Genomic DNA, 15406 nt, shown 5'->3' with positions numbered 1-15406 from the left:
ACAAACTAGATAAGGAGACGGAGTGACCTAATGAAACGTTTTGTAAAGTTAAGTATCATTTTCCTTGCAGTCTCGCTACTAATCATGAATTTTCCGCAGAAGTCACGAGCTTCTGTTTCAGTTAGTGCAAGTAGTGCTGTGCTTATGGACCAAGAATCAGGACGTGTATTATTTGAAAAAGGAGCACATGACAAAAAAAGAATTGCCAGTATTACAAAAATAATGACAGCGATACTCGCAATTGAATCTGGAAAACTAGACGATATGGTAAAAGTAAGTGCTAACGCAACAAAAACGGAAGGCTCTTCTGTATATTTAAAGCCAAATGAAAAAATTAAGTTAGAGGATCTAGTCTATGGACTGATGCTTAGATCGGGAAATGACACGGCTGTTGCAATTGCGGAATCTGTAGGCGGAAGTCTAGATGGTTTTGTTTACTTAATGAATCAAAAAGCACAAGAGATTGGTATGGCCAATACTCATTTTGCTAATCCTCATGGATTGGATAACTATGAAAATCATTATTCAACGGCTTATGATATGGCTTTACTTACAAGATATGCGATGCAGAATGAGACTTATCGATTAATTTCAGGCACAAAGGTGCACCGAGCACCAAACCCTGAAGAAAAGTGGGATCGAGTATGGCGAAATAAAAATCGCATGCTAACAAAATATAAGTTTAGTACAGGTGGAAAAACAGGTTATACAAAAAGAGCAAAACGTACTTTGGTTTCTACAGCAACAAAAGGAGATATGAATTTAATTGCTGTTACATTAAATGCTCCAGACGATTGGAATGACCATATCTCCATGTTCGAATATGGATTTGATCAATATGATTTAGTCGAAGTAGTGCCTAAGGGAAATATTGATTCGATTAAGGATAAGTTATACCAAAACCATATCTATTTTAAAAGGGGATTTTCTTATCCAGCTACAAAAGAAGAAAAAGATTTGTTTACTGTAAAGTACAAGTTGAAAAAGCCTAACGAGGAATGGCTAAGATCAGACCCTGAGGTAGTAGGAAAAGCAACTGTTTATCTGGATCAGAAACCAATTGAAGAAATATCCATTTTTTATAATCCGGAGAAAAATGAAGAAAAAGTAGGCTGGTTGAGTTACGTTAAAAATCTCTTTTTTTCTGTAATAAGTGTGGGCGGACCAAATGGTTAATTATATTTGGGTTGGATTAACCATGATTGGATTCATTTTTGCAGCAGTAAACGGAACCATGAATGAAGTGAATGAAGCCATCTTTAAAGGGGCAAAAGAAGCCGTAACTCTATGTATTGGTTTAATAAGTATACTAGTTTTCTGGTTAGGAATGATGAGAATAGCGGAGGATTCTGGTCTATTAAAAAAGTTGTCTTCCCTATTTGAACCATTAGTGAAACGCCTATTTCCTGAAGTACCAAAAAATCATCCAGCCTTAGGCTATATCCTTTCGAATATGATTGCTAATATGTTTGGTTTAGGAAATGCAGCTACACCATTAGGAATTAAAGCTATGGAGCAATTGAAAGAATTAAATGGTGGAAAGACTGAAGCCAGTAGGTCGATGGTAACCTTCTTAGCAATCAACACGGCAAGTATTACCATTATTCCAACAACCGTAATTGCCATACGAATGAATTATCATTCTAAATCACCTACTGAAATCGTAGGACCGACGCTGATTGCGACTATTCTTTCAGCAATTGCAGCCATTCTAATTGACCGTTATTTCTATTATCGCCGTACTCGAAAAGGATGAATAAATGATGGAACTTATTTCTGGTATTTCAATATGGATTATTCCAGTTCTTATTGGTTTCATATTAATCTATGGAACAATAAAGAAGGTCCCTACCTATGAAAGTTTTGTAGAAGGTGGGAAGGAAGGCATTAAAATTGCTGTTTCGATCATCCCATTTTTAGTTGGTATGCTAGTTGCGATTACTGTTTTTCGGGCTTCTGGTGCATTAGAATATATGATGGATTGGATTCGTCCGGGACTGGAAGCAATTGGAATTCCCCCTGAAATTGTTCCACTAGCTATTATTCGTCCCATTTCAGGTACGGCTGCTTTAGGAATGACGAGTGACTTGATTGCTACACATGGCCCAGATTCTTTTGTAGGTAGATTAGCTTCTGTTCTACAAGGTAGTACAGATACAACCTTTTATGTGTTAACTGTTTATTTTGGAGCGGTTGGAATTCGTAAGATGGGGGACGCACTTAAAGTTGGATTATGGGCTGATCTAGTAGGAATTATCGTATCCATATTCGTGGTCATGTTTATTTTTGGAACAAACTAAATAACAAAGGTGTAAGGGTCCATAATAAATGGATCCTTTTTTCTATTTGACAACCTGTTTTTTGACTCGATTATTAATTTGAAGATTCTAATGGACAAGACTGCGTTAAAAGGAAGATGAAATGTCCAATAGGAAGACTCTAATGGTCAAGACTACCTTTAGAGAGTATTTTTCTCTTTCATCAATCTCTAAATATACCACCTCATTTTTTAAATTATTAGAAATTAATTTAGTAGTCCACATTCTTCAATTGCTTACTTTGAAAATGTATCAACTTGTGTCATAATTCAAATGAATGTAAAAAAGTATTTGTCGAGTTTTGTCGTTTACTTAAAAATAGAATTCTTCGAGGTGACATATGGAAAGACTGCAAAAAGTGATTGCCCACGCTGGTGTTACATCACGACGAAAGGCAGAGGAATGGATAAAAGAAGGAAGAGTAAAGGTTAATGGAAAGGTAGTAACGGAATTAGGAATCAAGGTTTCATCCAATGATAAGGTTGAGGTTAATGAAATACCAATTCATCGGGAAGCACCTGTTTATTTCCTATTCTATAAGCCTAGAGGGGTTATCTCCAGTGTAAAGGATGATAAAGGAAGAAAAGTAGTTACTGATTTTTTCCCTAACTATGATAAAAGAATCTACCCCGTTGGACGATTGGATTACGACACTTCAGGTCTTCTTCTATTAACCAATGACGGGGAGTTTGCAAACCTACTTATCCATCCAAAACATAATATAGATAAAACGTATGTAGCAAAAGTAAAAGGAATTCCCACTCGTGAATCATTAAGAAAGTTAGAGAAGGGAATTAAGTTAGAGGATGGTTTAACGGCCCCGGCTAAAACCAAACTTCTTTCTGTCGATAAAAAGAAACAAACATCCATTGTTGAGATTGTTATTCATGAAGGTAAAAATCGCCAAGTAAGAAGAATGTTCGATGCAATTGGTCATGAAGTGTTAAAGCTGAAACGAGAAAAATTTGCCTTCCTAACACTACAAGGTCTTAGAACGGGTGAAATTAGAGAATTAACACCTCACGAAGTAAAACAACTTCGAACAGCAGCTCAAAAAAGTTCATAAAATTGTCATATTTAATGAAATCTGTTAACAATGTGAATATGATGATAAATGATATAATATTAGATAGCTTGTAGAATAGGTAGGGGGGTACATATGAAGCGGAATCGACTTTGGGTGAGAACAGTTATTTTAATTCTCTTAGCTGCAGCGGTTGCCTATACTTTATACGCCAATTTTAATAAAGATAAAATCCAAAAAGTATCGGTTGGATCCCAGGCACCAGATTTTATGTTAGTAGACATGGATGGCCAAAAACATAAGTTATCTGATTACAAAGGTCAAGGTGTATTTTTAAATTTCTGGGGAACTTGGTGTAAACCATGTGAAAAGGAAATGCCATATATCGATAATCAGTATAGTCATTTTAAAGATAAAGGTGTTCAAGTACTAGCTGTTAATGTAGGAGAGTCTGACTTAGCTGTAACTAAATTTGCTGAACGTCATCAATTAGACTTTCCAATATTAATCGACAAGGATTCGCAAGTCCAAACGGCCTATGGGGTAAATCCTTTGCCAGTTACTTTTCTGATTGATCCAACAGGAAAAGTAATAAAAATTCATACAGGTACATTAACCGAATCAATGGTAAATGATTTTATGACAAAAATTCAACCTTAAGAAATAGGGAGTTATTCTTATGAAAGATTCTAAATGTGAGTGTGGACATATTAATCCACACGGAACAGTATTCTGTGAAGCTTGTGGGAAAGATACAGGTGAAAACGGGGAAGATAAACAACTATTAGACATGAGGTATGAGGGAAGTGCACGTCGTTCCCAAACCTATAGTAAAACGTTTATTGATAAAATCTGGAACTTTTTTTCATCTGTTAAAGTTGGTGTGTGGCTAATCATTATTACTCTAGCTGCTTCTGCTGTAGGGACTATACTTCCACAGCAAATGTATATACCAACCAATGTATTGCCAGCTGATTATTATAAAGATACGTATGGTTGGGTAGGAAAGTTATATTATCAATTAGGTTTTAATAACTTATATAGTTCATGGTGGTACTTAGTTTTAATAGCATCTATTGGTGTTTCCTTAGTCATTTGTAGTTTAGACCGTGTGATACCGCTATATAAAGCCTTAAAGCGCCAACGTGTTACAAGACATGAAGGATTTTTAAAACGTCAGCGTCTCTTTGGACAATCAGCTTCTTTGACACAAGAAGAAGTGATAAGTTTAAAACAGAAATTAATAGCTAAACGATATCATGTAAGAGAAGAAAATGGAAACCTACTTGCTGAGAAAAATAGATTTTCTCGATGGGGTCCATATGTAAACCATATAGGACTTATTATCTTTTTATTTGGTGCAATGCTTAGATTTGTTCCAGGGATGTATGTGGACAAAGTGTTATGGGTTCGTGAGGGAGAAACAAAAGTTATACCTGAAACGAATGGTGAATATTACTTAAAAAATGAAAAATTCACTTTGGATATTTACGATAAAAATAAAGAAAATCAAGCTTTTAAGCAAGCCTTGGATCGAGTGGGTAGTGTAGTGAAAAATTACCAATCGGACGTTGTTTTATATAAAAAGGTTGGGGATGCACTTCCTGGGGAAAAGCCTAAGCTAGAAAAAGTTCAAGAATATCCAATCCAAGTAAATAAACCGTTAAAGTTTGACAACTTTGCTTTATATCAAGTGGATTATAAGCTAGACGAGCTAAATAAAATGTCGTTTAAACTTACAAATAAAAAATCAGAGAAGACTTTTGGCGATATTACGTTAAGTTTAAGTGAGCCAGAAAAAAAATATGATTTAGGAAACGGATATTCAGTGGAGTTAATGAGTTACTTCCCAGATTTTGAGTTTGATGAAAATGGAGAACCAACTACTAAAACTCGAATTCCTAATAATCCAGCATTTGTATTTAAAATGATTTCTCCAGAAAAACCTGAGGGTGAGGTTAGCTTTGTTGCTATACGACAAACCATAGAGCCTTTTGGAGATAATCTATATAAGATGGCGTTTAATGGTATTGAAACAAAAAATGTTTCTGCTTTGACATTAAAAAAAGATATGACAATATGGGTAATCATATTCGGTGGAATATTGTTTATGATTGGAGTAATGCAAGGAGCTTACTGGAACCATCGAAGAATATGGATTCAGCAAGTACAAGGAAATACTTGGATATCTGCACATACTAATAAAAACTGGTATGGTTTAAAACGGGAAATCCATTCGATTATTGAAGACACGAAATTGGAAGACCCTCAAGATCAGATAAATAATGAGAAAGAAGAATAGGGGGATTTAGGTTTGGTAGAATTAAGTTCAAATTTACTATACATTGCTTTTATCCTGTACCTAGTTGCAACATTGTTTTTTGGTGGTGCAATAAAGGCGAAAAAACAGGATGAAGAAAAACAAACAAATGGATGGGGTAAAATTGCCATTCTAATTACCGTAATTGGATTTGCATCCCAAGTGGGATATTTTATTACAAGATGGATTGCATCAGGGCATGCTCCAGTAAGTAATTTATTTGAATTTACAACATTCTTTGGTATGGCATTAGTAGGATCGTTTATTGTTATTTATTCTATGTATAAGACTCCATTACTTGGATTATTTACACTACCTGTCGCGATATTAGTTATTGCCTATGCAAGTATGTTCCCAAGAGATATTACTCCCTTGATTCCAGCACTTCAAAGTGATTGGCTTCATATACATGTAACTACTGCTGCTCTTGGAGAGTCAATATTAGCTATAAGTTTTGCAGCAGGCTTAATTTATTTAATTAAGTTTGTCGATCAAACTAAATCGAGTAAAAGAACTTTTTGGTTAGAGTTTGTTCTATTTGGGTTAATTAGTACTCTAGGTTTTGTGTTAATTTCTTCAACATTTTCTGCTTTAGATTATAAGGCGGAATTCTCTTGGGTGGATAAAGGTGGAAATGAAATGGCAGTTGAATATCAATTACCTGCTATCACTGGTCCACATAATTGGGAATTGAAAACAGCTGATGCTTTTGAACCAATAGCAGCAATGCCTGCTATGGTTAACGCAAAAAAATTAAATACCGTAATATGGTCTTTATTATCCGGTTTGGTATTATATTTCCTTATCAGATTAATTTTAAGAAAAAGAATTTCTGCAGCACTTAAGCCGCTAGTTAGAAACATTAACCTAGATTTAGTAGATGAAATTGGCTATCGTTCGGTATTAATTGGATTTCCAGTATTTACTTTAGGGGCTTTAATTTTTGCCATGATTTGGGCACAAATTGCTTGGACTCGTTTCTGGGGTTGGGATCCTAAAGAGGTCTGGGCACTTATAACTTGGCTATTCTATGCAGCATTCTTACATTTAAGGCTTTCAAAAGGATGGCATGGAGAAAAATCTGCTTGGTTAGCTGTAATCGGATTTGCGATCATTATGTTTAATTTAGTAGCTGTCAACCTAGTCATTGCTGGCTTACATTCATACGCAGGTTAATACTATTTAAATATGAACTCAACTTTTGTTTATAACCTTCACACAATAAGTCGTGAAGGTTTTTTTAAAATAATTGACTTGTATATAGTTGATTGAAGTGGTAAAGGTGTAAAACAATTAGTAAGTTTAGTGAAGCTTACATTTTGGGAAAAATAAAGTTACCAATTTTGCAACATATTCAACTGAAAAAGCATAGTAATTTATATTTGAATTTTGTAAAATTACCGCATAGGGGGAATATTAATGGATAAAGACGTTAGAATTTTAGTCGTTGATGATGAGGAAAGAATTCGCCGTTTACTTAAAATGTATTTAGAGCGTGAAGAATATATAATAGATGAGGCAGAAGACGGAAATGAAGCTTTAGCAAAAGCGATTAATAACGACTATGATGTCATATTGCTTGACCTAATGATGCCTGGTAAAGACGGTGTAGAGGTTTGCCGTGAGCTAAGGGAGAAAAAATCTACTCCTGTTATCATGCTTACAGCTAAAGGTGAGGAAATCAATCGTGTTCAAGGTTTTGAAGTTGGTACGGACGACTATATTGTAAAACCGTTTAGCCCGCGTGAAGTTGTTCTTCGTGTAAAGGCACTGCTTCGTCGTTCTTCTAAAACAAGTTTTTTACAAGCAGAAACATCTACAAAGGACGTTATTGTGTTTCCACATTTAACAATTGATAATGATGCACATCGAGTAACAGCTGACGGTAAGGAAGTAGGTCTTACTCCTAAAGAATATGAATTATTATACTTCCTTGCAAAGGCACCGGATAAAGTCTTTGATCGTGAACAATTATTAAAAGAGGTTTGGCATTATGAGTTTTTTGGAGATTTAAGAACAGTTGATACTCATGTTAAACGATTAAGAGAAAAATTAAATAAGGTGTCAGAACAAGCGGCTAGAATGATAGTAACAGTTTGGGGAGTGGGTTACAAATTCGAGGTCGTAAATGAATGATCTTTTTAAGAAGTGTTGTTGGTAAATTATGGTTAACCATACTATTGCTTGTTTCGTTCATTCTATTTATTCTAACTGTAATGCTCCTAGAGTTTTTTGAAAACTATCATATTACAGAGACTGAAAAGGGTTTATTAAATACAGCCAATAAAATAGCTAGTATTTTAGAGGAACATAACGAGGATGAATTACCACTTGGACTTGAAGTCTCATGGAAATTAGCAGACGAAGTCACCAATGTTTTAATCGTTGAAGGTGAAAATGAAATCTATTACTCACCTAATACAGAGGAGAAGAAAAGACTTACTGTCTTTGATATTCAAAAGGACGCATTATTGTCAAAGGTACTTTCTGAGGGAGAGGTAGAAAAGAAAATTTCTACTCTTCCTCTTTCCTCCTTAAAACAGAATAAAGAGTTAAAGCATGTAATTATCGGTGTTCCCTTTAAAAAATTAAATGGCAATTATGGTGCAGTATTTATTTATCAGTCTTTAGAAGTAATGGAAGAAACAACTAGCTCTACAACAAAGTTCATTTTATTAGTTGCTGGTGTAGCTATTATTTTAACTACAATATTTGCCTTCTTTTTATCGACTAGGATTACTGCCCCTTTAAGAAAGATGCGGGAAGCTGCATTTGAGGTGGCTAGAGGGAAATTTGATACGAAGGTTCCTATCCTCACTCATGATGAAATTGGTGAACTGGCTACTGCTTTTAACCAAATGGGAAGACAATTAAAGTTTAATATGCATGCATTAAGCCAGGAAAAAGAACAGTTATCTAGTATATTAAGTAGTATGGCAGATGGAGTTATCACATTTAATCGTGATGGAACGATTTTAATTACCAATCCACCTGCTGATCGATTATTACAAAATTGGTATTTTGAACAAGGAGATTTCCATAGACAAACAGAAGCGATTCCTCCAAAAGTAAAGGAATTATTCCAATTAGCAGTAAGTACAGAGCAGGAACAAATTGGTGAGGTATCCTTACAAGGAAGGTACTGGGTAGTCATTATGACTCCTCTTTACAATAATAAGTTCATTCGTGGCGTCGTAGCTGTCATTCGAGACATGACAGAGGAAAGACAATTGGATAAACTTAGAAAAGATTTTATTGCAAATGTTTCACATGAACTTCGTACACCTATCGCGATGTTGCAAGGTTACAGTGAGGCAATTGTTGATGATATCGCCCAAACCAATGAAGAAAAGAAAGAAATGGCAAAGGTCATTTACGATGAGTCCCTTAGAATGGGAAGACTAGTAAATGAACTTTTGGATTTAGCAAGAATGGAAGCCGGTCATTTGTTATTATCTATTGATAAAGTAGATATCCAAGGATACCTGCAAAGAATTATTCGGAAATTTCAAGGATTGGCTAAAGAGAAAGAAATTGATTTACATCTATCAATACCAGAGACAAGTCAGTTCTTTGCTTTTGATCCAGACCGAATCGAACAGGTTTTAACTAACCTAATAGACAATGCTATTCGTCATACTCCTGATAGGGGAAGTGTGATCGTGAAAGAGTTTACGGACGAAAAAGGGATTTATTTTGAAGTGAAGGACTCTGGGTCTGGTATACCTGAGGAGGACTTACCATTTGTTTTTGAACGTTTCTATAAAGCAGATAAAGCTCGGACGCGAGGAAGATCTGGTACAGGTTTAGGACTTGCGATTGCTAAAAATATCGTAGATGCCCATAAAGGCCATATCTCAGTTCAAAGTAAAACAGGACAAGGTACGACATTTTCTTTCTTTCTTCCTCGAAAAAACGAAGAAAAGTAAGATATATGCCGATTGTTCTTGATTCATATGAAACACCGAAAAGCGGAGCCGACTGTTAAGCCCCGACAAGCAAATGTTCTCAAAGCTAAGAAGTCGTATTTTGACTTCATAGCTTTGAGGTTATTTGACCTCGAGGGGCTAGGAGGCGGAGCTAGACAAACCGAAAAGCGGAGCCGACTGTTAAGCCCCGACAAGCAAATGTTCTCAAAGCTAAGAAGTCGTATTTTGACTTCATAGCTTTGAGGTTATTTGACCTCGAGGGGCTAGGAGGCGGAGCTAGACATAGGTAGGAAGGCGTTTTTACAATAAATGCCTTCCTTTTTTTTACGAAAAAGTCTATATTAAAAAGTAAACATGTAACTTTTTAGATAATACATACGACTAATATTATGAACGGGGAGGGGAAACTAATGGACTCCGTTTTCAATGATCTCTATGAAAAGTACCATCAAGATGTTTTTCAATTTTTATTTTACATGGTGAGGAGTAGGGAGCAAGCGGAAGATTTAATGCAAGAGGTTTATATTCGGGTTTTAAAATCGTATCAGCATTTTGAAGGGAAAAGCAGCGAAAAAACTTGGCTATTTTCTATAGCCCGAAATGTTGCTATTGATTCGTTTCGAAAGGAAAAAGGCTGGAAACAACGAATTTTAGAAAAATTTGATTGGTCTACTCAACAGGTCAAAGATGAGTATCCAATTCCCGAAGAGATTACTTTACAAAGAGAAGAAATTCAATTGATGTATAAGGGATTAGATAACTGCACGGTTGATCAAAAAATGGTTATTATCATGAGATATATTCAAGAATTATCCATTTCTGAAACTGCTGAAGCACTTGGGTGGACAGAAAGTAAGGTAAAAACAACGCAACATCGTGCACTGAAAATATTGAAAAAGAACATGGAAGATTTGCTTGGAAAGGAGGAATACACCAATGAGAAAGTCAGAGTGGAGCGATAACGAACTTGAACAACTTTTAAAAGAAATGCCAAAAATTAAAGATCATCGCGATCCTCGTGACATCTATCAAAGTCTTTCCATAAAAGCGAAAAAACGAAGACGTCCAGTATGGGTGATTCCTTCAATCGCTACGGCGGCTGCTGCTGTTCTAATGTTATTATTAATATCTCCTAATATTTTGCAAAATATTGGTCAAAACTCAGACAAGAGTTCTAAAAGTGAAGTAGCAAGCCAGGATAATAGTAAGGAAATGAGACAGGCAAAAAAGGTTGATGAAGGTCAAATGAACTCCCTCGATGCAAATCCAGGAGTAGACAATAATAATACCGGATTTGCTGCAGACCATTCCCTTATGGCTATAGCTACTCCAGAAACGGCGGTTTATGCAGAAGATGTACTAGACCAGGAAGTAATTACCTACCTAGTACCTGATCAAAATGCTCAGTTATTAGTACCTGTTTCAGTGATTGTGCCAAAGGAAAATAAAACTTGGTTGGATATGTTTCAAGCAAATTCAGAAAAGTTAACGGAAGATCAATGGGGGCTTAGTGACTATTATCCACTGAATGCCAAAATATCAATAGTTGATAAACAAACGATTAACATTGATGTTCCGGAAGACCATTATTATGGGATGGGATCTGCAAATGAAACCTCCTTCCTTACCATTATTCAGCAAACCTTAAATCATCAGGACCAGGTACAAAAGGTTACTTTTAGTACAAACGGAAAACCAGGTATCATGCTAGGCAACACTGGAGAAAAAGAGGAATTACAGCGTTCTGAAGAAAAAGAAAAGCATGGATATTTCCTATTTATGCCTAATACAAGTAATATGCCTTTCCTTGTACCTTCCATCGAAGAATTTAATGACATTGAATCAGCACTTGAGTCAATGAGAACCGAAAATGAAGTTTATGGGCTAAAGTCAGCGCTAAGTTTTGATTTTGAAATTATTGAAAAAGCAGGAGAATTGCTTACAATAAAAATAAAAGATAATAGCCCATTAACGGATGAGCCAAAAAATGTTTATGCGATTGAATCTATATTATTAACCGCAAAAGAATTTGGTTTTACTTCTGTAAAATTTGAGAATGCTTCAATAGCTCAAATTGGAAGATTTGATTTACAAAATGAAATAAAAGTCCCGATTGCGCCAAATAAAGTGTCTGTTCAATAAGGAAAAAGTCATAAAGAATCTGATTAATTAGTCAGATTCTTTTTTTATTCCATTAATTTTTGCATAAATTTTGTATAAAGTAGGAATTTCTGTCCTATTCTAACAAATGTGTTTAAAAGTACTTTCCCTTTAGAATCGTTCTAAAAGTTTTCTCTTATTCATAAGGTGATTAGGGGAGTACATGTAATAAGGAGGATTTAAATGCTTGACTATTTAAAGCGGCTTTTAATCGCGGGAATAATGGCAATATGTGTAAGTTTACTCTTTTTTGGAGGAAAGCCTCAAGCAGCAGAGTTAAATAATAACGTAGATTGGATATGGCCAACAGAAGGGATCATTTCTGATACTTATGGGACAAGATTTGGTCACCATAAAGGTGTAGATATTGCTTCACATTTAAATACACCTATTTTTTCAGTGGATGATGGGACGGTAACAAAGTCCTATTATTCCGATACATATGGACAAGTTATCTTTATTAAACATAATAACAACTTTGAAACGGTGTATGCCCATTTAAATAAAAGATTGGTTAAAGAAGGCGATCAAGTTAAAAAAGGTGAAAAAATCGGACAAATGGGTAATACTGGAAGTTCGACAGGTGTCCATCTTCACTTTGAGGTTCATCAAAATGAATGGACCTTTGAGAAGGAAAATGCATTAAATCCTACTGTTGTTTTAGGAGATGTACAAATTGGATATTCTGTACAAAGTGCAAACGAAGGACAGGCAGAATATGTGGTTAAGAACATATCCCCCCTTACCACGGAATCGGGGAATGACGTCTCTTCAAACGAAAAAAGTGTTCTAACCTTGCATACAGTTAAGACTGGAGAATCTTTATGGTCTATCGCAAAGAAATATTCTACAACTATTGAAGCGATTCAAGGTATTAATTTATTAAAAGATTCACAGATAGTTGAAAATCAAACCCTAAAAGTACCCCTTAATGTAAAAGATTCCTATATTGTTCAAGCTGGAGATACTCTAAGTCAAATTTCTATCAAGACTAACATTTCAGTTCAGGAAATTAAAAGCTTTAATAGACTTCAAACAGACCAAATATTTCCTTTGCAAATTTTAAATATTCCGAAACATCATTGATCATTCATTGTAAAAAAAGTATAATAACCTAAAATTAAACTGGAGTCGTGAATATGTTAACAGATTATCATAGCCATTTGGAAAAAGGATCTTTAACATTGGAATACCTTAAGCAGTTTATTCAGGTTGCAGAGCAAAAAAAAATTCACGAGTTTGGAATATCAGAACACGCCTATCATTTTTATCAAACTGCAGATATTCTTCAAAATCAATGGGTGAATCCACGGCGATATTATGATATGGATGATTACCTAGCATTATTTAATTCTGCGTGGAATAACAATCTCAATGTTAAAATGTCTATTGAAATGGATTATACACCCGAAAAACATACTGAAATGAAGGCATTTATTCAACAGTATCCGTTTGATTATGTAATTGGGTCTATTCATTGGATTGGTGATTTTGGGATTGATCTTGTGGAATACCAAGATGAATGGGATAAGAGGGACCTTTTTGAAATTTACAGAAAGTATTTTGATCAGGTAGTAACGCTAGCAGAGTCTAATTTATTTGATATTATTGGGCATATTGATTTAGTAAAAATTTTCAAGTACATACCTAATGATGAAGAATTTTTATTGGAACAATATGACCGAGCAACAGATGCGTTAGCTAAATCGAAAACGTGTGTAGAAATAAGTACAGCAGGATTAAGAAAGCCAATCATGGAGATTTATCCAGACAAAAGATTATTGCAAATGTGTTTTAACAAAAAATTCCGATTGTGTTATCCTCTGATGCTCATTATCCGAAGGATGTTGGAGCTAATTACAAGGATGCTATTCAATTGGCTAAAGAAATTGGATATAAGACCATCATGACCTTTAACAAAGGTGAAAGAAAAGAATTTCCACTTGGTTAATAAAAGGCTATACTCGTTTGTCGAGTATAGCCTATTTATTTTATAAATTAAAAACCTGTATAGAAATAATATCTTCTATTAATTTTAGTTTATTGGTAATCTCTTCTTTCACTGGTTCATCAAAAGAAAGGACCATAATTGCTTCACCGCCGAGTTCTTTGCGTCCAACTTGCATGGTTGCGATATTCACTTCATGATCTCCTAAAATCTTGCCTACTTTGCCAATTACACCTGGTCGGTCCATATGCTGAAGGTAGAGAAGGTTTCCTTCAGGCAGAAAATCAATGTTAAAACCGTTAAGATTAACGATTCGAGGACCATAGTACTCTATATAAGTACCTCTTAAATAATACACACTTTTTTCGCCTTTAATGGTAACGGTTAAACAGTTGGAATAACCATAAGATTGATCGGTATTTTTTTCTACAAGGGATATACCTCTTTCTTTTGCAATGACAAAAGCATTCACTTCATTAATATAATTCGCCATTCGATTTTGTAAAAAGCCTGATACCATTGCTTTTGTGACATATGCAGTTTCTAAGTTCGCCACAACTCCGGAATAGGTCATCTCTATTTCTTGAACAGGTTCTTGAACCTGTTGTGATAATAGTACTCCCATTTTTTTAGCTAATGAATGGTAGGGCTTTAACTTTTCCAAAATTTCATCCGTCAAAGAAGAAAGGTTAATAGCGTTTTTAACCGATTTACCTTTAAAAAATAAACAGATTTCATTTGCCACCTGGCTAGCGACATTTACCTGTGCTTCTTTGGTGGATGCACCTAAATGAGGAGTTGCGATAACATTTTCGTGTTGCAATAAGGGGTGGTTTCCCGGTGGTTCATTTTCAAATACATCAAGTGCTACGCCTGAAATATGTCCATTTTCTACATATTTTAATAACGCTTTTTCTTCTATAATTCCTCCTCTTGCACAATTAATTAAATAAACTCCCTTCTTGGTAAGCGCAAGAGTTTTATCGTTTAATAAATATTTAGTATCAGAAGTTAATGGTGTATGAACGGTAATAATATCGGAGCTTGAAAGTAAATTATTTAAGTCTGTTGAATGGATTCCAAGAGTATCAGCTTTTGTTTTTGATAAAAAGGGGTCAAAAACAGTGATTGACATCCCAAACGCTTTAGCTCGTTTTGCGATCTCTGTTCCAATTCTACCAAAACCGATTATGCCAAGTTGCTTTCCGAAAAGTTCATTACCTATAAAACGATTTCTTTCCCATTTCATTATCTTTAAAGACTGATTGGCTTGGGGAATATTACGTAACATAGATGCCATCATGGCAAAGGTGTGTTCAGCTGTTGAAATGGTGTTCCCATCTGGAGCATTCACTACTATTATTCCTTTACGAGTTGCCGCGGGAACATCGATATTATCAACTCCAACACCTGCACGTGCAATAATCTTTAGGTTGGGCATCTGTTGCATCAACTCTTCATTTACCATAGTGGAACTTCTTACTAGGAGAGCGTCGATCTTGTTTAGAGGAATAAGGGGGTTATCTATGTTTGATTCGATTATTTCTAATTCATTTTCTTCTTGTAAGGGGTACAAACCTTCTTTACTAATCGAGTCAGCTACTAAAATTCGAAACAATCAGAACACCCTCTCTTGGTAAATATGTAATATTCTGATAATACTAATAAGAAGATAAAAGTATGTCAATTTATATATAAATACTTTTG

13 protein-coding genes and 1 pseudogene are annotated in these 15406 nt (G+C 35.0%); 13 read left to right on the top strand and 1 reads right to left on the bottom strand.

Going from position 1 to position 15406, the window contains the following annotated elements:
• Nucleotides 1-30: 30 nt before the first annotated feature.
• From ACSBPO_RS14995 to ACSBPO_RS14935, 13 genes and pseudogenes are all read left to right on the top strand, one after another.
• Nucleotides 31-1176, top strand: coding sequence for a D-alanyl-D-alanine carboxypeptidase family protein (locus ACSBPO_RS14995; RefSeq protein WP_442594639.1), 1146 nt, complete (start codon nucleotides 31-33; stop codon nucleotides 1174-1176).
• Nucleotides 1169-1756 (top strand): nucleoside recognition domain-containing protein, encoded by a 588-nt coding sequence (locus tag ACSBPO_RS14990; protein ID WP_442594637.1) that lies wholly within the window; start codon nucleotides 1169-1171, stop codon nucleotides 1754-1756. Before ACSBPO_RS14995 ends, ACSBPO_RS14990 begins: the two co-directional genes overlap by 8 nt.
• A 7-nt stretch (nucleotides 1757-1763) precedes the next feature.
• Nucleotides 1764-2300, top strand: a complete 537-nt coding sequence (locus tag ACSBPO_RS14985; RefSeq protein ID WP_442600379.1) for a spore maturation protein — start codon at nucleotides 1764-1766, stop codon at nucleotides 2298-2300.
• A 358-nt stretch (nucleotides 2301-2658) separates the two neighbouring features.
• Nucleotides 2659-3384 carry a 23S rRNA pseudouridine(2605) synthase RluB gene (rluB, locus tag ACSBPO_RS14980; protein ID WP_442594635.1) on the top strand — a complete coding sequence of 242 codons (726 nt, stop codon included), beginning with the start codon at nucleotides 2659-2661 and terminating at the stop codon, nucleotides 3382-3384.
• A 93-nt stretch (nucleotides 3385-3477) separates the two neighbouring features.
• Entirely contained in the window at nucleotides 3478-4002 is a 525-nt protein-coding gene (gene resA, locus ACSBPO_RS14975; RefSeq protein ID WP_442594633.1) for a thiol-disulfide oxidoreductase ResA, read from the top strand.
• Between the two features lie 19 nt (nucleotides 4003-4021).
• Nucleotides 4022-5644 (top strand): cytochrome c biogenesis protein ResB, encoded by a 1623-nt coding sequence (resB, locus tag ACSBPO_RS14970; RefSeq protein WP_442594631.1) that lies wholly within the window; start codon nucleotides 4022-4024, stop codon nucleotides 5642-5644.
• A gap of 12 nt (nucleotides 5645-5656) precedes the next feature.
• Entirely contained in the window at nucleotides 5657-6838 is a 1182-nt protein-coding gene (ccsB, locus tag ACSBPO_RS14965) for a c-type cytochrome biogenesis protein CcsB (RefSeq protein ID WP_442594629.1), read from the top strand.
• A 243-nt stretch (nucleotides 6839-7081) separates the two neighbouring features.
• Complete coding sequence (locus tag ACSBPO_RS14960) at nucleotides 7082-7798, top strand: response regulator transcription factor (RefSeq protein WP_442594627.1); 717 nt, start codon at nucleotides 7082-7084, stop codon at nucleotides 7796-7798.
• Nucleotides 7795-9591, top strand: coding sequence for an ATP-binding protein (locus ACSBPO_RS14955; protein ID WP_442594625.1), 1797 nt, complete (start codon nucleotides 7795-7797; stop codon nucleotides 9589-9591). Before ACSBPO_RS14960 ends, ACSBPO_RS14955 begins: the two co-directional genes overlap by 4 nt.
• Nucleotides 9592-10001: 410 nt before the next feature.
• On the top strand, nucleotides 10002-10553 hold the full coding sequence (sigX, locus tag ACSBPO_RS14950; RefSeq protein WP_442594623.1) for an RNA polymerase sigma factor SigX: 552 nt from the start codon (nucleotides 10002-10004) through the stop codon (nucleotides 10551-10553).
• A complete protein-coding gene (locus tag ACSBPO_RS14945) occupies nucleotides 10528-11733 on the top strand; it encodes a negative regulator of sigma-X activity (protein WP_442594621.1) in 1206 nt (401 codons plus the stop codon). The genes sigX and ACSBPO_RS14945 overlap by 26 nt, the downstream gene beginning before the upstream one ends.
• A gap of 201 nt (nucleotides 11734-11934) precedes the next feature.
• A complete protein-coding gene (locus tag ACSBPO_RS14940) occupies nucleotides 11935-12837 on the top strand; it encodes a peptidoglycan DD-metalloendopeptidase family protein (RefSeq protein WP_442594619.1) in 903 nt (300 codons plus the stop codon).
• Nucleotides 12838-12890: 53 nt separating this feature from the next.
• Nucleotides 12891-13702, top strand: a pseudogene (locus ACSBPO_RS14935) (histidinol-phosphatase).
• Nucleotides 13703-13742: 40 nt separating this feature from the next.
• Here the strand turns inward: ACSBPO_RS14935 and serA are convergent.
• Nucleotides 13743-15317: a phosphoglycerate dehydrogenase gene (serA, locus tag ACSBPO_RS14930; protein WP_442594617.1), complete on the bottom strand. Its 1575-nt coding sequence runs from the start codon at nucleotides 15315-15317 to the stop codon at nucleotides 13743-13745.
• Between the last annotated feature and the right edge of the window lie 89 nt (nucleotides 15318-15406).

This window comes from Neobacillus sp. D3-1R (assembly GCF_052180215.1).
Taxonomy (GTDB): Bacteria; Bacillota; Bacilli; order Bacillales; family Cytobacillaceae; genus Pseudoneobacillus.
Note: the sequence above shows the minus strand (reverse complement) of the source record. Positions and strands in the feature narration are given on the sequence as shown.

Excerpts from the sequence above, each read along its gene's own strand:
- ACSBPO_RS14995 (WP_442594639.1), top strand. The coding sequence starts at position 31 with ATGAAACGTTTTGTAAAGTTAAGTATCATTTTCCTTGCAGTCTCGCTA.
- ACSBPO_RS14990 (WP_442594637.1), top strand. The coding sequence starts at position 1,169 with ATGGTTAATTATATTTGGGTTGGATTAACCATGATTGGATTCATTTTT.
- ACSBPO_RS14985 (WP_442600379.1), top strand. The coding sequence starts at position 1,764 with ATGGAACTTATTTCTGGTATTTCAATATGGATTATTCCAGTTCTTATT.
- rluB (WP_442594635.1), top strand. The coding sequence starts at position 2,659 with ATGGAAAGACTGCAAAAAGTGATTGCCCACGCTGGTGTTACATCACGA.
- resA (WP_442594633.1), top strand. The coding sequence starts at position 3,478 with ATGAAGCGGAATCGACTTTGGGTGAGAACAGTTATTTTAATTCTCTTA.
- resB (WP_442594631.1), top strand. The coding sequence starts at position 4,022 with ATGAAAGATTCTAAATGTGAGTGTGGACATATTAATCCACACGGAACA.
- ACSBPO_RS14960 (WP_442594627.1), top strand. The coding sequence starts at position 7,082 with ATGGATAAAGACGTTAGAATTTTAGTCGTTGATGATGAGGAAAGAATT.
- ACSBPO_RS14955 (WP_442594625.1), top strand. The coding sequence starts at position 7,795 with ATGATCTTTTTAAGAAGTGTTGTTGGTAAATTATGGTTAACCATACTA.
- sigX (WP_442594623.1), top strand. The coding sequence starts at position 10,002 with ATGGACTCCGTTTTCAATGATCTCTATGAAAAGTACCATCAAGATGTT.
- ACSBPO_RS14945 (WP_442594621.1), top strand. The coding sequence starts at position 10,528 with ATGAGAAAGTCAGAGTGGAGCGATAACGAACTTGAACAACTTTTAAAA.
- ACSBPO_RS14940 (WP_442594619.1), top strand. The coding sequence starts at position 11,935 with ATGCTTGACTATTTAAAGCGGCTTTTAATCGCGGGAATAATGGCAATA.